The following is a 20,993-nucleotide window of genomic DNA, read 5'->3' as shown; positions in this document are numbered from 1 at the left end:
ATTTAATAACCTGGATTTTGACTGAACCCTGAACTTACTCCACCCAGCTTATCTATTTCCGACTGTGGGATCGGCAGAAAATACTGTTTCACCTTATCAAAGGTTCTCTTTTCAATGATCGGATAACGGTAAGTGGTATCACTGCCAGAAACGCTGATAGCAACCCCGCGCACGATCTTATTGTCGACCGTTTCTGCGATCTTCCACCTGCGCACATCCCAGAACCGCTGTCCTTCAAATGCCAGTTCAATCCTTCTTTCATGCCTGATTTTATCGCGCATTTCTTCTCTGCCCAATCCTACAGGCAATGGCGGCATTCCTACCCGCGCACGCACTGCATTTACGGCATCATAGACCTGTTTATCCGGGCCAATTGCTTCATTATATGCTTCTGCATAGTTGAGGTAAACTTCCGCTGTTCTCATCAACACCCATCTGCGTGGAGAATCTCCCGAACCATTGATTAGATTTACAGATTCCAGCAGATATTTTCTTTGCCAGTAATTGGTGGCTGTCTTTCCTGGTTCAGGGGCATCAATCCCTAAAGGATCAATTTTTCGGCCTTTCCATACGCTTCCAGGATATAAAACCGATTGATAAAACCGGGGATCACGCCCAGTATAAGGGTGATTTGGATCGTAACCGGAACCCGATTCATCCGGGCGTTTACCCGTTGCTTTAAGTTCATAATCGTCCACTAATTCCTGCAAAACGGTGACTCTTGCATAGCCGATATATCCTGTTGGATTCATTTCGCGATCAATTCCTGCATCACCAAATGCGCCCGGTGCCGGACGGCCCCAAATCACTTCCTGATTGGTAAACTGGGTGAAAATTTCCGAATATTTGGCATGCAGTAAATAGCCCGCGCCCAGAGCGGCGTCCAATGCTATTTTATTCGCATCTGCGGCATCTTTCCACCTCGTACTTACAGCTGAAGGATTAAACAAAGGACTGGCATAATACAATAACACACGTCCTTTTAACGCCAAAACAATCGTTTTAGAAGCCCTGCCAATTTCAGACTGCCGATCTGAATAATTTGCCGGCAGCAAGGTCTCGGCCTCCGAAAGGTCTTTTAATATCGAGGCCACCACTTCATCAACGGAGTTCCGTTTAAAGAAAATCGGGTCGTCCCCTAATGGATTCTGAATAGATTCGAACAATGGGACACCTCCCCAGCCACGTAATAATTCAAAATAGTAATACGCCCTCATGGTCAGCACTTCTCCTCTGAGCCTCTTTTTACGCTCCGGATAATTATTGTCTTCAGGAATTCTGGTATAATTTGCGAGGACAATATTACAGCGCCTGATCTGGGAAAAATAATCTTTCCAGCGTCCTCTTAATGGAAATGCCGAAGGTGTAAAAAACCCACTGTTGAAGTTCCCTGCATCTGCACCATCGGCGGTAATGGTGGCCTGGTCCTGACTCTGATCTGTTTCATCCGTTGCGCTGGACATCGGCCAGAAAGTACGGAACATATTGGGTACTGAATTGTAGATATTGTTCACAAACAACTCTGCATTTCCGATGTCAGAAAACACCTCTTCTTCTGATATTTTGGCATTCGGCAAACGGTCCAGGTAATCTTTTTTACAAGCCGCAAGCCCAATTACGACTAATACGAGTAAAATATATAGTTTTTTCATGGTCTTAATGATTAGAAGTTGACGGTTAGTCCTAGGTTATAGATGCTCTGAATGGGATAAGAAAGTCCTGAAAAAGACCCTCCAACATTCGATTCAGGATCTACATTGATGTCCTTTAAATGATCCCAGGAATAAAGATTCATCGCATTGACGAAAATTCTGGCAGTCTTGGTACCCACTTTTCGAGTCCAGGCAGAAGGCAGACGATACCCCAATTCCAGATTCTTTATTTTCAGATAATCCGTTTTGCGAACCCAGAAAGTAGAGTTGATGAAGTTATTTCCGTTCTTACTTTCATTACCATGCAATACTGGAAATTTCGCATTTACCGGATTTTCTGGTGTCCATCGGTCCAGGTGATGGGGCCTGATTCCATCGCGATAGGTGTATACAATCTGATCGGAATAAATTTGGCGTCCGCCCATAGCCCCCTGTAAAAGCACACTCAAGTCGATTCCTTTATAGCTTAAGCCAAAAGATGCGCCAAAAACCTGGTTAGGTACGTTTAGCGTGGGAATAGGAATCCGGTCTTCCGGCCCAATAGATCCATTCCCGCTGATGTCTCTGTATTTTAAATCGCCAGGGATTACGGTGGTAAAACTTTGTATTGGGCTATTGTTGATCTCTGTCTGATTCTGAAAGAAACCTAAAGCTTCATATCCTAAGGAATAACCAACGGGCAATCCGATCTGCGTTTGCCATGGATACTGTAGTTTAGGCTCGTCAATTTCCAGGATTTTATTCTTTGTGAAGGTATAATTCAGGTTAGAGAACAGGTAAACAGCTCCAATATTGGTATTCAGTTTCATTTCAATTTCAAATCCTCTGTTCAATACCGCGCCTTTATTTAAGCTGAGGGCCGCGTCAATTCCAAAATAATCAGGAATCAGGTTGGGGCCTGTCAGGATATCTTTTCGATGTTCGCGGAAAACATCAACTGTTAACCGGATCTGATCTTTTAAAAATCCTGCTTCCACACCGATATTACTCTTGGTGGCCTTCTCCCAGGTAATATTGGTATTTCCTACTCTGCTTTCCGAATATCCACCTACCCCTGTTGGATTATTGCCAAAAGTATAACCTCCGCTTCTAGCAAATTCAGAAACAAAAAGATAACGGCCATCCCCAATATTATCATTGCCGACCAAACCATGTGAGCCACGTAATTTCAAATAGCTGAACACCTTATTATCTTTCATAAATGGTTCTGCAGAAGCGAGCCATCCGGCAGAAACCGCAGGAAAGAATCCATATCTTTTGCCTTTAGGGAAGTTTTCCGAACCATTATAACCGGCATTAAATTCGAAGAAATAACGCTGGTCATAATTGTATTTCAGCTGTCCAACCAATCCTTGATATACTCTGGGCAAATCACCGGTTATGGTCCTATAATTTCTATTGAATAGCATTAATCCGCTGACGTTATGACTTTTGAAACTTCTATCGTACAGCAATTTCACGTCAAAATAGTTGTATCTGGTGGCATTTGTGGCGCCATCCTGACTTAAGGATGTTTTCGCATAATGCTGCACATAAATAGGTTTTCCGGTGATTTCGTCCTCTCCTTTATAGCGGAAAGATGCCGGCATTTGATATTGTGCAAAATCAATGCTGCCAAAAGTCTCAAAAGAGAATAAACTCTTAATTTTCAGCCCCGGGGTTATAAAATCCAGCTTTCTGGTGGCGGCAACATTTCCGAAAGTATTGGAGAAATTGGTGTCAGAATAGCCGTTCCTGGTGATGATTCCATAAGGGTTAATGAAATCTGCGCGAAGGTTTCCTGAGGCCAGGGAACCATCTGGATTAAACACAGGCGTTAAAGCATTGTGCATTTGCGAGAGCACCACAAAGAGATAACCGTTGTCATTTCTGTCTGCATGCGGCATGGTTCTGTTTTCTAATCTTGAAGCCAGATCCAACTGTAAATCCGTGTTTTTATCAAGCGTCACATCTATATTAGAACGGAAATTATACCGGTCATATTTGTATTTGACGCCGTAGATGTTTTCATCTGCAACTTTAAAATTTGTTTCTTGTCTGAGGTAAGATCCGGATACAAAATACTTCACCGCTTTAGTCCCGCCGTTCACATTTAAGTTCACTTGTCTCTGCGGCGTATAATCTCTGATCATTTCTTTGTACCAATCTACGTCTGGATACAAATAAGGGCTGGTTTGATCTTTAAAAAGTTGTAATTCCCGATCTGTATACACTGCTGCGATACCATCGTTTCTTGCGGCTTCATTTCTCAATAATCCGGAGTTATAGCTATCCAGAAACTTAGGGAAACGTCCTGGCTTCATCAGGGCACTCTGCGCATTGACCTGTATCGTTGGCGATCCATCTTCCCCTCTTTTTGTGGTGACTAAAATCACACCATTGGCTCCTTGTATCCCGTATAAGGAAGTCGAGGAAGCGTCTTTCAGGATCGATATTGATTCAATTTCATTCGGGTCAATGTCTCCGAAATTCTGGTCTCCCCGAGGCAGTCCATCGATGACCACCAGCGGCGCTGTATTCCCGGTATAAGTACTGATTCCACGGATAAAAAGTGAGGAAGCGTCGCTCCCTGGCCTGCCTGATCGCTGTGCGGTAACCAAACCTGGAATCCGTCCTGCGAGTGCATTACTGATGTTTGCTACCGGACTTTGCTTCAGTTCTTTTGTGGAAATGCTGGATATCGCACCCGTTAGACTGACTTTTGTTTGTTTCTGACCATAGCCTGTCACCACCACTTCCGAAAGTCCAGAAGTTTCCTGTTCCAGAAACACATCCAGTACCGCGCGCCCATTGATCGGGACTTCCAGTGTTTTAAATCCTATGCTGGTAAAAACAAGCAGGCCATCTTTAGGAACAGTGATTTTAAAGCTTCCGGAAGCATCTGTCAACACTGCTTTTTGTTTATCAGATTTCAGACTAACCGTTACTCCAGGTAATGGCCCGGTTTTATCGGCAACATTTCCCTTTACAGTGATCTCCTCCTGGGCATTTGAAACCAGGGATTTGACCGTGTTTTTGATTTCTTTGATCAGGACAATTTTACCCTGAATCTTATACGTCAGCCGCTGGTTGCGGAAACATATTTTGAGCGCTTCTTCCAGGCTCACCTCATTTACATGAATGGATACGCGGTTACTTTGTTCAATTAATCGCGTACTCGCCACAAAGTCATAGCCGCTTTGAAGCCGGATCTTCTCCAGCACTTCAACTAGTGGCGCATTCCGTTCCGCTAGGGAGATTTTCTGTGCAAATATGTTTGCATTGGCGGATATGACGAAAAACAGGATTAAGGCAATAGTTATTTTCATAACCAATAGGAGTTTTTGGGGACGCCATTTCCCCGGCTTGCCTGGGTTAAAAGCAATTAAATTCATACATTTGAATGATTTGGGTTAACGATTGATTCGATCTGTCGGTAATTTTTGTCCGGATCTTTCCGGATAGGGTTGGCTCAAATGATTAGACGTATTCCGACTGGTACTCGGAATGCGTTTTTTTTTAGCGCCCTGATTTGGTTTAGCAGCGTAAAATTTTCTTCATGTTTGGTTTGGTTGGGTTTAAAATCTATTTTTTAGTATTGGTTTCTTTTTGAAAATAGTGACGCTTTTACCGTTGATGGCATAGTCGAGGTCCTCAGTTTCTTTCAAATAGTTTAAAATCGAAGAAAGGTTGTTGTTGCGGGAAACAGCGCCCCAGAATTCCAGATCGCCTATATCTCCTTTGATCTGAACTTCTACCCCATACCACCTGGAAACTTTACGCATGATGCTGGTCAGTTTTTCATTTTTAAAGACAATTTTCCCCTTCATCCAGTCCATCGCTGCAGATTCATCTGCTTTTTGCACTTTCAGCTGCTGCCCTTTTAATACGGATTGTTGTCCTGGACTGAGCAATACCTTTCCTTTTGCGTTTAAGGAATGTACACGAACTGAGCCTTCCAATAAAGTGGTCGTGGTGGCCAGCTCATCTTCATAATTATTGATATTGAAATGGGTTCCTAAAACTTCTGTTTCCTGGCCTGCAGTTTTCACGATGAAAGGCCGTTTTTTATCTTTGGCAATCTCAAAATAAGCCTCGCCTTTCAACTCCACTACGCGTTTTCCCGCAGCAAATGTGGTTGGAAACTTGAGTTCAGAAGCAGCATTCAGCCAGATCTTACTGCCATCTGGCGTCACCAGTTCATACGTTCCTCCTTTAGGCGTAGTAATGGTATTGTAGGCGGTATCATTGTGGTCCTCAGACTGCAGCAGACAGGTTAATTTTCCCCCTAGGATTTTAGCATAGCTTTCTCCGTTTTTACTGACTACCTCACCATCGCTCGCATTTTCAAGGTCAATTGATTCCCCATTACTGAGTGTAAGCCTAGCCCTTGTACTTCCTGGACCAATATCTCCGGAAGCCAGGATTTTATTACCTGATAGTTGATGAGCTGAGTTTGCGCTAAAGAAATACCAGGAACATGCCGTGATCAGTCCGAGAACAGCAGCGGCTCTAAGGTAAATGCGCCATGATGATGGCTTTAGCACCAGTTCTTTATTGATTTTTTTATGGATTGATTCCCGGTTATGGTTTAGCACCAGGTTAACCGCTTCACTATCTTGCAGCTCATCTTCCAGCCCTTCCTCCGATTGCAATTGAGCGAGAATCAACTCGTTCAATTCTGTATCTTCCCCTTGTAAATGAAAATGATCCATTAACTCCTGAAGTTCCTCCCGGGTACATTGTTTTAAAAGGAATTTATGATATAGTTTTTTTAAATCATCCATCGTATTTAGCTTCGCTCTATAACACTATACGCTGCTAAAATGAAAAGTCTATGCGCTGATTTAATTTTTTTTGCTGAAGATCAGGGAAATTTCAAAGAAAGCTACAAGAAAAGTCTTCTAAGCATTTCTACGAGGCTGCTCATCATAAAAACCGACAGAAAAAAACGTTTTGAGTTGATGACTTCTGTCCGCACAAACTGTAAAGCTTTAGCCATATGGTCTTTGATGGTACCTACTGAAACGCCAAAATGCCAGGCGGCATTCTCATAGCTTTCATGTTCCATCTTTATGCGACGAAAAACGAGACCTCTTTGTTGGGGAAGTTTGCTGATGGCTTTCTCTAAGGCATGATTAGTTTCTTTTAAGGCGATGCTATCAGTAATCGGATCATGAAGCTCAGTCATCTGTAAAGCCAGCTGATCTGTCAGCTGCTTATCCCTTGCCGCTTTCCGATAAAAATCAATTGCGCAGTTTTTGGTGATATGGACTAAGAACCCTTCAAATGATCGCTCTGGATCCAGGTATTCCCGCTTATTCCATACTTTCAGAAAAACATCCTGATGCAATTCCGCGGCAATTTCAGGAAGGTGTACAAGTTTTTTCAGGTGATAATAAACCTTCCGTTCGTAAGCCTGATACAATACATTAAATGCCTTTTGATCTCCAGACCTTAGCTGTAACAGCAGTTCTTTCTCATCATCTTGAAGGATTTTAGGCATAAACAGGTCTATACTTGAGGGTTAGGTCTGAATCAAATATAATACAAATTTCATCAAAGCAATCAGCAGATTAATCATCGTTTTAATCATTCTGCAGTGTGCTACCAGATGACCTTATTATTTAATTTGATACAGAACAGTCACAAATAGACCCGTAAATAAGGGAATACCAATCAAGCAAAATGAAAAGAAATAATCATAAAATGTCCCTCTAACTAAATCTCCTCTTAAAATAAAAAGGAAGTTTTTATTAAAAATATTCCAGGATATTTTGCTGAAAAACAGCGCTAATAGCACGAACAATAATGGCATACATGTCATTGGTTTATTCGTCAACATTAATAAGCTGGACAGCCAGATATTGATCCACAGGTATTGCGAATCTTTATACAATTTTATATAATTCCTTCTTAACGGTCGTGATTTAAATGGGGTCAATAAATAAATCCAGTAAAGCAACGAAAAGACGGTAATGATGAATGATAAATTGAGCGTTTTTAGCATTTTCTCGTATCGCTATGATGTAGCTTAAAGATAGGTAAAAGAGCGCGAATAATATGCCTAAGCCTTACCATTTAAAGGCAAACTAAAATAGAATGTAGAACCCTTTCCTGGTTCGCTATCTACCCATATCCTACCATTATGACGCGCAATAATCTCTGCACTCAAATACAATCCGATCCCGAAACCTGAAATATGACTGTCACTTTTTACACGATAATATCTTTCAAAAAGTTTGTCAATATCCTGGGGCTGAATTCCGATTCCATAATCTTGAACGCTCACTTGTGCCATTTCATCTATTAGTTCGCACTTGACATCAATTTGTTTAGCTAAGGGCGCATATTTAACCGCATTACTTATTAAATTGGCAATTACACTACTAATTTTATCATAATCTGCATAAACCTGTAAATGATCGCAGCCATGAAAAATCATGTCCTTCTCATCTTCTATCATTCTGCTTTCTTCGACAGTCGATTCTACCAGATCACTCAATGAAAAATGTGTTGGAGAAAGTACAATTTTTCCGGATTCCAGGCGGGAAACATTTAGAAAACCATTGATCATTCCGGTCATTTTTTTCACCTGTTTACCGGCCAGTACTAAAGAGCTATGGACAAACTCATTACCAATACCATTTACCCTGCGCTGCAGAATTTGAATGTAGCCATTCAGTGAAGTCAGCGGTGTTTTGAGCTCATGGCTCACCATCGCAATAAAATCATTCTTACGCTGTTCATCCTTTTTAAACGGAGTAATGTCCATGACTACCCCAGTAAAGGAAGAAAAATCACCAGATTTATCTGCTTTTAAATTCCCAATGGCCCTCAGCCAGCGGAGTTTCTGATCATGAAATCCAATAACGGGATAGGATACATCATAATCCCCATCACCACTCAGTGCATTTTCCAATTTTTGCTGTACATACCCTCGGTATTCTTCAGTGATCTGCGCTAAGGCATCGTCAATTGTAATTTCCTGATCGGGATGAAAGCCAAAAAGCTCCCGGAGACGAGCGGAAGTCACAAATGCTCTGGTCACAGAATGGATGTGCCAGGTACCAAAATTAGCAGCTTCAATCGTGAGCCGTAAAGCAATCTCTTTATCTTCCAATTGATCAAAAGTCTCCTGCAAATGATCTTTAGCTTCCAAAAGTTCTTCATTGGAGGCCATCATTTCTTCATTAGCGGCATTTAACTCTTCATTAATCGCGGCCAGTTCATCCGAAATCTCGCGGTAACGCAACTCACTTTTAGACAAGTCTTTCACCCTCGCTTCTACCCTGGCCTCCAGTAATTGATTCATCAGACTAAGTTCTGTCTGACTTTGATCCAGTTCATCATTTACCGCTTTCAACTCTTCATTAGCCGCAGACAATTCTTCATTAAGCGCCTGCTCTCTCTCCAATGCCTGCTCTTTGGCATATACTTGCTGTATAATCTTACGGTTCATCACCCGATCCGTCACATCAGTGGCCAGATGCAGCACACAAATGACCTGACCTGAATCGTCCTTAATTGCTCGATATTCAAAATCAAAGTAAAAAGTTTTCACCTGACCATTTATTCTTAGGTCCGCAGCGGTTTCCGCCCCGGAAAGGGTGATCCCCTCCTGCCATACGCGTTTAAACATTTTGGCAAATGGCTGTCCTTTAAGCTCAGGAAGCGCTTCTTCTAAGCCCTTTCCAATCACAGAACTGTCTTTCCCCCAAATATCAAGCATGGCCTGATTTGCCACCTGAATTACTGCGTCCTCACCTATATGAATAGCGGTTGCCGTCTTGCCCTGACTCAAAACCGAAATGAGCTGATCCTTATTTAAGAGTTGTATCCCGTTCATATCAATAGGTGTTTTCCATTTAAATCCCCCCTATAACCATCATAAATGGTGATTTGTTTATAAACAGGATAAAAAAACTTAGGCAGATGCTGAAAGCCGGTCTATTTTTTTCTGGAATTTTACCAGATATTGATTCCATTCCAGTTCATTTTCATACAGCTTTTTTGCGTAGCTATAAACTGCCTCCTGGAAATGATGGCCCCAGATTTTATCGATGGTTGCTATGCCCGAATCCAATGCTTTCAAGAGTACGGTCTCCTTGGATACATTGGCAATTTTACAATATTTATCTAACCACAAACCTGGGCCTAATCTGACATAGTCGATCAGCAGTTCTTCCGTAATAAATTCGGGAGGCACGCTGCTCATCTGCGATTCATGATGATGAATGATCTCTTTAATCAGGTCTTTGTCCAGGTATTTCACAGGAACAAATGACAGGTAAGTTTGATGCTTTGCAGCGAGATAACAATGCGATTTAGTCAGCAAAGATTCAGGAATATACCTGATGTTGATGCCATTCTTTATTAAGGTCTGTTCAATTCGTTCCTGACTGATGAAACTTTCAGAAAAATAAGAGAAACACAGCGCTCCGTATTTTACATAGGCCTTTTCAAAAACCCGATGCGTTTTAAATTCCGCTGGAATCCGGTTTAAAATACTCCAGTTTTTATTTAGTTTTCGCAGCCAATAGTTCTCGTCTTTTAACGGTAACAGTGCTGCTGTCGCCAATACAAATTCACCTTCATTTAAATCGAAGATTAAATCTTCAAAGGTTGGTGTTGGATTGGCTAAAAGTTTGGTAAGCTGATCCGAACACAGCCAATCTCCGGCCTCATCTTCATAACAGTTATTTTCAGGAGGGTTTTCTCCGGTTTTATCATTGTAATAAAAAAGACTGGCTTGATGATCATTTAGAATGGTATAATGGTCGTTGATGATCAATACCGGGGCAGTGACCAGTCCATCAGCTCTAAAATATCCGTGGTTGTAATGACTGATAAATACTTCTTTTACAGTGACCTCTTTTTTAACATACATCACCGAGCCTCCAGCTACTAAACTCTGACAATTGATTTGACCGGATACATAAAGAAAAGCACCATAATCGCCCTCCTCATTCATCAGCGAGCCATTGATGTTCAGTTGACCAAAAACAATCAACCCTTCCACACGTTCATCGGACGATTGTAAAGGAAGATTCGGAAATTGTTCTTTCCATTTCTTATCGTGCATGGTCCAGCCATGGTCAATATCAAGTCTAAAGTGATCTGCAAAACTCACATCTCCATGGCTGATTATAAAAATGGCATCCTCCTCAAATTCTTCTCCTTGATATGGAGAAATAGCGTTCCAGGAATCCTGGAAATCCTGAATCGCCAGGAGTTCTTTAAATGTTATAAAATCGAAGTTATTCATATTAGCGCCCCAATATACTGCCCTTCCGGTAGAAATCACAATATCACCACATTCCTTTTGCCCTTTTTCTCTTCGCGCTGCCAAACACTTTCTATATCAGCAAGACTTACAATTTCCAAAGGCATGATCACTTTTCCTGCTGCAGCCCATTCATAAGCTTGAGGTAATTCCACTGCAAAATATTCCCGGACTTCCGTAAAGGAAATGCTACCAATTCCTGAGCCCAGCAATTCTATTTTCCTGCTGCGCAATAGTGCCGAAGGAAGGTTTATTGTAGCTCCAGCCATCTCTCCCACCGTCACAAATTTCACCTTAGCACTAGTGGTATCATGTAAAACTTTAAGGATCAGCTCTGCGGGACGCCCCCATAAATAATCAAGTACTACTTTCGGTTGATGCAGCTTTAGCGTTTCAGTAAGCTGTGATAGGAAAATTTCTTCTGGCTGTGCAGTATCAATTAAAATGTCTGCACCCAAATCGGACAGTTCAGAAAGTCCGGAAGCGAACCTACCTAAGGCAATCACACATTTAGCGCCGCGGTTTTTAGCCATTTGAATAGCGATTCTGCCAGTCGCCCCAGTAGCGCCATTGATGATGATGGCATCTCCTTGTTTAAATTCGCCGCGGTAAAGCATCGCCGCATCTGAACCGATTAAGGCATTAGGCAAAGCAGCTGCGAGTGGCAATGCCAATCCTTCCGGCACAAGCACCCAGCTGTTGGCAATTACCAGCGCCTTTTCTGCCATTGTTCCAGAAATGCCGGTGATATAAACTGCGCTCCCATCTTCCAGGCTGGCTACTCCATCCAATCCCACTACAGCAGGTAAAGATGGGTATTTCGTGTAATGTTTACCTGCCGCTTTTGACTTGTCAATCTGTTTTATGGAGGAAGCGACCATTTTCACCAACACTTCATTTGCATTGGGAATAGGATCAATCACCTCTGTGTATTTAGGACTTTCTCCGTATTGATTTAAAACTGCTGATTTCATGTTTTTAAGAATTTAAACAAATCTATGAGCAAGTTAATAGATCCCCGATAACAATTGTTAAGAAATAACAAATTTATCGGCTGATCCAATAGGCCTGCGTTTTAATCTGTTTCGGCAGCACCCCTTTAGACTTCAATGCCGTTCTAAACTTTTGAATAGAGGAGGCATTACCTGTGAGGTAAAAGATACCCTGACTAAATGCTTCAGTATAGTCCTGATGCAGGTTTTCCAGATAAGAAATCGCATTTTCAGCAGGATTTTCGGGAGATTTTAACACCCCATGAACAGCTAGTTTTAACTGATTAATCACCGCCATGTTATCAGGTTTTAACTCCAGAATACCCATATAATTCTGCTGGTTATTTACAATTGCTTTTGCAAAGAGTACCATTAACCCCAGGCTGGTTTCATCACCAAAAAAGAAATGATGCTGCTGCACTGTATTCAGCATTTTTCTCCCTCTGGGAACGATCATTTTCAGTTCTTCACCTACCCTCAGCTGCGTTGCAAAATCGCTTCCTGGTCCGCCTCCATGCAAATGAAAGATGACCTCAAAGTATCCTTCTTCTTCGTTGAATACTGACAGTGTATAATTTCGGAATTCAAAATCGCTGACGCGGAAAGCCACCGCATCTCCAGGATAGAATTCAGTATTGGAGAGATCCCCGGAGAAGCAGATGATTCTGATTTCAGGATTCAAATCTACAATCGAGCACACCTTAACTGGTAAATATTTTGAAGATAGCAAGCGTTCCATCGCATCACCAACCCATTTAGTTACTATTGACATACTTTGTATTTACAGTAAAATCTATTGGAACAAAGTAAAGGCAAACACGAAAAATGATCAATGAACAGAGCGCAGTAACTACTGCACTATTCGTGGTACTCACTGCTATCGATGGTGCTTTTTCCTAAATTGTAAAGGAGGAATGCCGGCAACTTTGGTAAACAGGCGAATAAAATAGGCAGGATCGGCATAGCCGAGATGATAGGCAATCTCTTTGACATTGCTATCAGAATAATAGAGCATCCTTTTGGCCTCCATGATAACTTCCTGATGTATCCAATAACTTACCGGATAACCGGCACATTCTTTAACTGCCTCATTCAGGTAAGCGGTCGATATGTTTAACGCAGCAGCATATTCAGATGGACTTTTCATCGTGCGGTAACTGTTCAGTAATAAACCTCTGAATTCCCGGGTAATGATGGTTGTCCGCAGATTAGGCGCAGCAGAGGAAGAAATTTGATTTTGATATTGACTTACGAATAGGCTAAGACAAACATCCAGCATAGACCGTTTGGTATAGTCCTCAAAATCCGGGTCCGACTGCGTATCAAACGTGTGGAGTAACTGTATAGATTTTTTAAATATTTTAGATGCTGCTGCATCTATTGCGACCAGCGGATTTTGGATACTGGCTTCCATTAAAACCATGCGAAAGGAATCCTGAATACCTACCGGATTTACTGCGATTACCCATGCAAGAGTTCCTTCGGTAGAAAGCCCACAATGTACCTGCCCAGGAAATATGCAGAAAATCGCTGGTCCTTCAATGGTGATTTCCTGGAAATCCAACATCATTCTGGTACAGCCACTTTCCTGGTACATCATCAAATGGTTATCGTCCCGATGTGCGGGATGCGAGGACGAATTATGCAATGCAGGATCTAGTTTTTTAACTTCAAACAAAGCAATTCCCCTTTCCTGGAGTTTATATAAAGGTATGGAGGAAGAATTATTCATGAGGAAATATATAGCAGCAGGTTAAAATTGTAAAGGAAGTCATATATCGCTATATAAAGATAGCACAAAAGACCGGAATCACTGGACGTTTCGCGGTATTCAGCAGCACACATCATTCCCCTGAGCATCAGTAATTTCAGGCATCTATCAGAAAATAATCCAGCAACCATTCAAACCAAAGCCCCTTCGATTTGTTCATAGACAAGAACATTAACTTATAAAATCTACATACTATGGGAAATCTACTTTATACCATCGCAGTCATCCTCGTTATCATTTGGGCTATCAGTTTCTTAGGAGGCTACTATACTGGAGGAATCATTCATATCCTGATTGTAATTGCTATTATAGCGGTTATTTTGGGCGTGATCAGAAGGGCATCTTAACACGAAGAGATTCATCTATAATCAGTGAGATGTTGTAAATTACATCCACTGATTATTTTAGCCTTGCACACTCTTTACCGACAAACCACAAATCAGACAAAAAGCACTGAATTACAATCAACTAAAGCAATATTAAGCTTTTTTCTTTCTATTTGGCGTTAAATTTTTGACAAATCAATCTCATTAACAGGCTTAAAAAATAGTTTTTCTTCCTGTTTTACACGGGTTGGCCCCTGATTTTAGACTAATTTCCCCGGTAGTTTTGCCAGCTTATCCTTTAAAACCAGGTATTCTTTTTCCAAATGCCGGAAGGCCTTAGATTCGACGAGTCCCTCCGCGTAATCCATTCTTTTTTGCTGATATTGAACGGCAATTAGGTCAAAACGTGCCTGAATCCGGTTGTATTTTTCCCTTTCTGCTATTTGCATTATGGTTTCGGTAACGCCGTTCAAGTTTCCCACATAAGTACTGTCGGAAATCAGCTTTCCATTAGCCGATTTAAAACAGACATAAATCTCCATCTGTTCAGCCATTTTCCAATCCCTGTTTAATGGGAGAAAGCAGCCTCCATCCGCCCTACGAGCAGCATTTAAATAGCTACTCGCCTTTTTTTGCATTGGATGGCAGACCATCACCATGACCGAATCATCTATATCACCATTTTCAAAAATCGTAGTATCCCATGTTAGATTAATCCCAGCCTCGCCCTTGCTGACATGGAGATGCTTTGCCATTTCCAGGCTTCCCTTACTCAGGACTACTTTCGCATAATCAACCGAAATATTGGGATAACTACCGGTTAAAGCCGCTTTCTTATTGTAGGAGGTCGCTATATTATGCGGGTTTTTAAATGTTCCTTCTGCCTCCAGTTTAAAGCTGACATTGATAAAATCGGCCATTGGATTTAACAGCTGCATCGTTACCGCCATTGCTTGACGGTTGGCCAGTTGTTTTAAGCTTGGTTTCCCCGGCTTTCCGATCGCGCGACAGACTAATTGTCCATTTAACATATAAAAGACTGAGTTTCCTATTTTCCCGGAAGGGTACCCAAAAGGGCCTGCAATGAATTTCGCCATGATAAAAGTGGTTATTTACGTGAATTAATAACTACTAAGTTACTGATAAACAAAGACCAACCCCCTTAGAATCAATATTGATACTGATTTTATTAGCACCCATCCAGTTAGTTAATACAGGACCGAGACCCCGTTTATAAGCAAAAAAGCCTCTAATAGCCCTAGCAACCACCACTTAAAATGCTTATAAAAACTATAAATCAAGGTTCAGTAAACAAAGACTTTTTCTTTATTAAATTCGTAATTTCATCACTTCTTCTCTACATTGGTTTTCTTCCTACAAAGCGGATTACAGCACCCTGACCAATATGATATTTTCCTTCTTCCAGCTCAACGATACGCTCTTCTAACAGCAATGGCTCGTAATTTTCAAAATCAGCCTTGATCTCTGCAATAGAAAACAACATATCTATTTCTTTAGGACCGCCAACTTTGGGATCTATCGCATTAAAATCCAGGTGTGCTTTACTGAAAGCCTCCATGATAATCAGCCCACCAGGTTTAAGATAACGCTGTAATTTCTTATGGAGCATTGATTTTCGATCTGAGGAAAAATGCGCGTAGATCAGAGCGATTATATCGAACGATACTAGCTCAAACTCTAATTTTTCCAGATCTCCTACAATGTAAGTAATGGACACCTGTTTTTCTTTTGCCAGTTCAAGGGCTTTTAATTTTCCTGCTTCACTTAAATCACATGCAGTCACCTCCCAATTTAATGTCGCAGCGTACACGCCATTGCGACCTTCCCCATCAGCAGGCATCAGAATAGTGCCTGGTGTTAATTTCTGCAGCCATTCTTTGAAAAAAATATTGGGCTCCTTTCCGTAAGCAAATCCACTTTCTTCATAACGGGTATCCCACCTATTTTTATCGGCTACATTCCATGATTCATTCATAATATTCTGTTTAAAACTGTATTACAAATTTCCGTTATAAAAGAAATTACGGAGTAGGACAAAATTTGAATTCTATAGGATGTCTGCTGAATTCAGCGATTATTTAAAGCTTTTTCTGAATGCTTCAGGTGAGTATCCAGTATGCTTTTTAAAGAACCTGACGAAGTAAGAAACATCTTCATAACCGAGTTGGGAGGCGATTTGATTCACTTGATTGGTAGTTGCTAAAAGGTATCTTTTAGCTTCCAATAGCAAGTGATCAATGATGAGTTCTGAACAAGTTTTGTGGAGTGTGGTTTTTGTGATGGCATTCAGCTGATAAGTAGTCAGGTTCAATTGCTCAGCGTAATAAGAGACCTGTTTAAACTGAGTTGCTGAAAGGGCAATCAGCTCCTGAAATGATTCCAGGCGCTCCTGCATGTAATCATCATTGTTATTGCCAGGGCTTTTAACTGGATCGCTTTCCCTTAAAAGCGAAATAAAAAAAATATCCAGATAAGACTGAATAGCTTCTCTATGTCTTTCTTGCTGGTCCTTATTTTCTTTATATATATTTTCCAGGATGAACTTTATACGGTTCATCTGCGCTGCGTTGAATTGATAGAAATTCCTGCGACTTACTTTCCTGAGTACCTCTTTAGCTGATACTGCCAATGGTGTATAAAAACCAGGGCTGAATTTCAGCAAATAGCCCGTACTGCCATTCTTTAAAACCAGCTCATGTACTTGTCCGGGACGCATAAAGAAAACGGAATAATTCTCGATTGGATAAGTTACAAAGTCGATGCGATGCTCCCCTTCTCCTTTCTCTAAAATCAATATATAAAAGAAACTATGCCGATGAAGTTCTTGTACCATATCCTTCCCAGCCAGAAATGCCTCCATATCCACTAGGTCAAAACTCCCGGAAAAAGCAGGTTCTTTAACTGAATCATTGAGGTGTCTTACCGGAATAGTTTCCATTATCGTTTTTTTAAATCTGTTTACTTTCCAACTACTGCCGGCAAAATATAATCTTCCATCATTTTATCAACCTGAGTATGTGCATAAGCAGTTCCATAAGCTGTCGCGGTGATCACTACCACCAATGGCTGGTCTTTAAAGACAAAAATCTTATTTCCTCCGTTTCCAGCACAATACGAAGTTTCATACGCTTTTCCATTCAGCTGGTAAGTTTTGTTCCAAAATAAGTAACCATAATACTCATCTTTTCGCCCTGTTACCTGAATTTGTCTGCTCAGTGATTTTTCTACCCATTGCTTTGGAAGTACTTGTTTTCCTTGCCAAAGTCCATTGTTTTTATACAGTTGTCCAAATTTAGCAAAATCCAAGGCATTCATACGAATTCCACCAGCCGTGTTTACAACATGCTGAGGGGTGTACTGCCACTTATAATTTGTGATATTCAAAGGCTTGAAAAGCTTTGCGTCTGCATATTTTTCGAGGTGTTCTGGTACCACCTTATCCAGTAAACTACCTACTAACATCGCACCAGCAGTAAAATAATGCCATTGTCCTTTGTACTTAACTGTATCTACAGGAAGGTCCAGTGTAAATTTCACCCAATCCTCCGTAGGATACATATTTTCTTCATTACCCGGTGAATCACCGTCACTGTCATCACCATCAAAATCAGCGCTCATGGTTAATAGATCTTTAATCGAAGTATTTAATTTTTTTAGAGAATAATGATCGTAAGCTTTGAGGTCATAAAATTCTCCTAGTGTTTGATTTTCCGATTTCAATAATCCATCTTTTATAGCGATCCCGGTTAAAGTAGAAGCAAAAGTTTTCCCCACAGAACGGACGTCGTGAAGACTATCGCGATTGGCATTGTTAAAGTATTCTTCCAGCAGGATTTTTCCATTTTTTATCACTACCACACTTGTGATGTGCTTAAAAACTCCCGCTTCAACATTTGCTTTTAAAGTTTTGATTTTATCCTGATCAAAAGATGCTTTAGAGACTGGAAGCCCATCATAAGCTTTTACAGGAGCTAATTTTAAATTGCCAATATCTACCAGTGGCTTTCGGTTGACCACCAAATTTAGTGTACCAGCAGCGATTACATTTCCTACAATTAAGGTGGTCGATTTGAGATATGGTCTGAGCTCTATTTTCAATACATGCTGGCCATCACTGAGTGCGCTGTCTCCCCCATTGAACATGAATCGGTTCCATGCCGACTGGCTCCAATAGGCGCCTTCATGCTCGTTATCGATTAAAGGTTTAGTCCAAACTGTGAAGGTATTTTGTTCGTTACTACGCGGTGCTCCAGGTAGTAGATTACTCTGGTAAACTAATTTTTGATCTATGTAAAAGGAGAATTGATAATTACCCGACTGCAGCAAGGTATTTGAATCCAGGGTTGGCGCAAGCTGTTTTAAATAGCTAGTCATGGTATTTCCTAAAAACACGGTAATAAAAAGATTGCTTTTGTTGGTCAGCTGATAATCATTCAGAAATTGCGCATTCCCTAGTTCAGTTAATTTGACGGGTTTAGCTGTGAAAGCAATTTTCCCGATATTTGATTTGTGAATAGGGTCCTGGATTAACGCCTGATTTTCAACCGCTGTCCCCTGTGCTTTTGTCGCAACATTAAAAAGTAGCATTGCGCATACGATTAATTTGAGCGATCGTACAATAGAAAAGTTTATCATTTTTTCTTTCAAAATTAGGGAGTGGTTCGTATCAAAAATAGAATAAAATTAACCTATCTGGGCTCAGAGAAAAGTTTTCTGTATGCGAATGGGGTAATTTGATGTAAGGATTTAAAGCTGCGTATAAAATGGCTTTGATCGGCGAATCCACAGTCTAAAGCGATAGCAGTTAAGGAAGATTCTCCTTTTACAATCATGGAAAGAGATTGCTGCACTCTTATTGCCCGAATATATTGTCCGATGCCACAGCCGAAATACTTTGAAAAATCCCTGGAAAGATGTACCGGATGAATATCCAGTTGTTTCGACAGGTTGTAAAGCGACCAGTCATAAGACAGATCGTCGTTGAGCAGCTCCCTAATTTTCATTACCCAATGAGGGACATTTCGGGAGAGGCGGTTTTCATTTTTATTGGCCTTGGTAAACAGCTCAATAAGTAAGGTGTCTATAGCCAGAGAACCTGTATTTTGCTTACTCTCCTTGAAGATGTTATACATCAAAGCTTTCAATTGCGGATTATAAAGGTTAATACTCCCCTGTAGGTTACTGATATTCAGATCAAAGTTTTGAAACCAGTCTGGCTTAAATTCAATATGAAAGCCTCTGGTGAAGCCTTTTGGTTTGATGTTGTAATGTGGTTCCTGCCAATTATGAAACAGTAATGCTCCCGCAGTACAGTGATAGATTTCCTTTTTATTCCCCTCCAGAACCCTCCCATCGAGGAGAAAAGTAAAATAAGCGTTTTCATGGTAATGCCAGTCGACCTTTTCCTGGGTGTACTCTGTATCAGTAAGCGTAAGACTCCCTAAAGTTTTGGTTTCATTAGTATTCCCGAAAAATTGGCCGGTTTGAAGGATCTTCATTGTTTAAATTTATAGTGTTTTTTGTTGTATTACTGCGTTGTTCTGGCTTTAATGGAAGTATTTCATGTAAAAGAGATGCTTGTCGATGGGATTTGTTACGTGTAATGAAAAATAACTGTAATTTTTTATAGCTATAAATCAATCGATTAAAGAGAAAAAGCGGATTAGAGCGAAATTAAACGGGTTTACAGTAGTAGAATCTGCATTATTTTAATACTTTTGCAATCCCGAAACAAGGGGACATAGTTGATTCCGTAGCTCAGCTGGTAGAGCATTACACTTTTAATGTAGTGGTCCTGGGTTCGAATCCCAGCGGGATCACAAGATTCAGTATCAAAACTTATAAACCCCTGTAAACGCTATGTTAACAGGGGTTTTGTCTTTCGGGGTACCAAAATTCACATATTTTATTATATAAAAAGTGAGTGATTAGGTGAGTAATTTTGAAATCTTTCCTACTCACCGAATAATTGCAACTATTTGTATGATAAATAATTAAGCCATTGTGCATCTTATACACATCTTAATATAAAGTTATTTTACATTCATTTATTGTTTTTTTAACAGCATGTATGTTTTATCATTCCAATTCCATAATAATGGTATAAAATATGATTCATTAACCATTGGGTATTTCGGAGTGATGGTGCCAGTGATTTCGGTCAAACCGTGCCACTTAAAAGATCATACAATTATATAAAAAAGCTGGGATTATTCCTTTTTCAATATTCCTTTTCTCATGGATTCACCTTTCAGGTCAATGCGGTGAGAGGAGTTTACAATCCGATCCAAGATGGCGTCTGCAATAGTTCCTTCACCACCAATGATTTCGTACCAGGCCGATACCGGTATTTGGGAGGAGATTATAGTTGATCTTTTACCGTGCCGATCGTCTATAATATCCATCAGCGTTTCCCTGTCCTGATTATCGAAAGCTTGCAAGCCAAAGTCATCCAGTATTAGCAGATCCATTCTAGTTAGTTTTTCCAGCTCCTTGAGGTAGGTTCCGTCAACTTTGCTCAATTTCAGCTTTTTGATCAGTCTGGCAGTTACTGTATAGAGTGTTTTTACTCCAGTAAGACATCCCTGATGCCCAAGAGCCTGTGATAGATAGCTTTTGCCTGTGCCGGAAGCACCACATATAATGATGTTTTCCTTTCTCATTGTAAAGTCCAGTGTACCAAGTCGTGCGAACATGTTCTTGTCCAGATTTCTTTCACTGGAATAGTTTATATCGGCAAGACTGGCGTTCTGCCTAAAGTTTGCCAGTTTCAGTAACCGATCAATTTTGTTGTTCTCGCGGTCTTCCCACTGATGGTCGGTCAGTAGTGCCAGGTATTCGTCGCATGTGATGCCTTCGAACCTGTTTTCCTTTACATACTGTTGGTGTAATTGAGCCATCGCCCCAAGGCGCATGTTACGTAGTTTTTCAACTGTCTGATTATTCATTGTTGTGATTTTTGATTGT

16 protein-coding genes and 1 tRNA gene are annotated in these 20,993 nt (G+C 40.8%); 2 read left to right on the top strand and 15 right to left on the bottom strand.

What is annotated here, in order from left to right; all coding sequences use genetic code 11:
• Positions 1-2: 2 nt before the first annotated feature.
• The 9 genes from AQ505_RS11645 to AQ505_RS11605 form a co-directional block, all read right to left on the bottom strand.
• Positions 3-1,652: a RagB/SusD family nutrient uptake outer membrane protein gene (locus AQ505_RS11645; RefSeq protein WP_062548336.1), complete on the bottom strand. Its 1,650-nt coding sequence runs from the start codon at positions 1,650-1,652 to the stop codon at positions 3-5.
• Between the two features lie 11 nt (positions 1,653-1,663).
• Complete coding sequence (locus AQ505_RS11640) at positions 1,664-4,960, bottom strand: TonB-dependent receptor (RefSeq protein WP_197286362.1); 3,297 nt, start codon at positions 4,958-4,960, stop codon at positions 1,664-1,666.
• A gap of 249 nt (positions 4,961-5,209) precedes the next feature.
• Entirely contained in the window at positions 5,210-6,418 is a 1,209-nt protein-coding gene (locus AQ505_RS11635) for a FecR family protein (protein WP_062548334.1), read from the bottom strand.
• A gap of 101 nt (positions 6,419-6,519) precedes the next feature.
• Complete coding sequence (locus tag AQ505_RS11630) at positions 6,520-7,137, bottom strand: RNA polymerase sigma factor (RefSeq protein WP_062548333.1); 618 nt, start codon at positions 7,135-7,137, stop codon at positions 6,520-6,522.
• 561 nt (positions 7,138-7,698) lie between these two features.
• The gene (locus tag AQ505_RS11625) at positions 7,699-9,480 is read right to left on the bottom strand and encodes a PAS domain-containing sensor histidine kinase (RefSeq protein WP_062548332.1); all 1,782 of its coding nucleotides are present in this window, start codon (positions 9,478-9,480) and stop codon (positions 7,699-7,701) included.
• A 78-nt stretch (positions 9,481-9,558) separates the two neighbouring features.
• Complete coding sequence (locus AQ505_RS11620) at positions 9,559-10,983, bottom strand: hypothetical protein (protein WP_157262317.1); 1,425 nt, start codon at positions 10,981-10,983, stop codon at positions 9,559-9,561.
• Positions 10,935-11,891, bottom strand: a complete 957-nt coding sequence (locus tag AQ505_RS11615) for a quinone oxidoreductase family protein (RefSeq protein WP_062548330.1) — start codon at positions 11,889-11,891, stop codon at positions 10,935-10,937. Before AQ505_RS11615 ends, AQ505_RS11620 begins: the two co-directional genes overlap by 49 nt.
• A 73-nt stretch (positions 11,892-11,964) precedes the next feature.
• Positions 11,965-12,681: a siderophore-interacting protein gene (locus AQ505_RS11610; protein ID WP_062548329.1), complete on the bottom strand. Its 717-nt coding sequence runs from the start codon at positions 12,679-12,681 to the stop codon at positions 11,965-11,967.
• Between the two features lie 105 nt (positions 12,682-12,786).
• Entirely contained in the window at positions 12,787-13,641 is an 855-nt protein-coding gene (locus AQ505_RS11605; protein WP_062548328.1) for an AraC family transcriptional regulator, read from the bottom strand.
• A 233-nt stretch (positions 13,642-13,874) separates the two neighbouring features.
• Between AQ505_RS11605 and AQ505_RS26355 the strand changes: the two genes are divergently transcribed.
• Complete coding sequence (locus AQ505_RS26355; protein WP_157262315.1) at positions 13,875-14,027, top strand: lmo0937 family membrane protein; 153 nt, start codon at positions 13,875-13,877, stop codon at positions 14,025-14,027.
• Positions 14,028-14,266: 239 nt separating this feature from the next.
• Here the strand turns inward: AQ505_RS26355 and AQ505_RS11600 are convergent, their stop codons facing one another.
• The 5 genes from AQ505_RS11600 to AQ505_RS11580 form a co-directional block, all read right to left on the bottom strand.
• On the bottom strand, positions 14,267-15,103 hold the full coding sequence (locus AQ505_RS11600) for a DUF6266 family protein (protein ID WP_062548327.1): 837 nt from the start codon (positions 15,101-15,103) through the stop codon (positions 14,267-14,269).
• Between the two features lie 260 nt (positions 15,104-15,363).
• A complete protein-coding gene (locus AQ505_RS11595; protein WP_062548326.1) occupies positions 15,364-16,002 on the bottom strand; it encodes a class I SAM-dependent methyltransferase in 639 nt (212 codons plus the stop codon).
• A gap of 99 nt (positions 16,003-16,101) precedes the next feature.
• On the bottom strand, positions 16,102-16,965 hold the full coding sequence (locus tag AQ505_RS11590; protein ID WP_062548325.1) for a helix-turn-helix domain-containing protein: 864 nt from the start codon (positions 16,963-16,965) through the stop codon (positions 16,102-16,104).
• Positions 16,966-16,985: 20 nt separating this feature from the next.
• Positions 16,986-18,614 carry a serine hydrolase domain-containing protein gene (locus AQ505_RS11585; protein ID WP_082461503.1) on the bottom strand — a complete coding sequence of 543 codons (1,629 nt, stop codon included), beginning with the start codon at positions 18,612-18,614 and terminating at the stop codon, positions 16,986-16,988.
• A 101-nt stretch (positions 18,615-18,715) separates the two neighbouring features.
• Positions 18,716-19,525, bottom strand: coding sequence for a helix-turn-helix transcriptional regulator (locus AQ505_RS11580; RefSeq protein WP_062548324.1), 810 nt, complete (start codon positions 19,523-19,525; stop codon positions 18,716-18,718).
• A gap of 248 nt (positions 19,526-19,773) precedes the next feature.
• On the opposite strand from AQ505_RS11580, the gene AQ505_RS11575 reads away from it, so the two are divergent.
• Positions 19,774-19,846: transfer RNA gene (locus AQ505_RS11575), tRNA-Lys, on the top strand.
• Between the two features lie 390 nt (positions 19,847-20,236).
• Here the strand turns inward: AQ505_RS11575 and istB are convergent.
• On the bottom strand, positions 20,237-20,974 hold the full coding sequence (gene istB, locus AQ505_RS11570; RefSeq protein WP_062547708.1) for an IS21-like element helper ATPase IstB: 738 nt from the start codon (positions 20,972-20,974) through the stop codon (positions 20,237-20,239).
• Positions 20,975-20,993 lie beyond the last annotated feature (19 nt).

The organism is Pedobacter sp. PACM 27299 (genome assembly GCF_001412655.1).
Lineage (GTDB): Bacteria > Bacteroidota > Bacteroidia > Sphingobacteriales > Sphingobacteriaceae > Pedobacter.
Note: the sequence above shows the minus strand (reverse complement) of the source record. Positions and strands in the feature narration are given on the sequence as shown.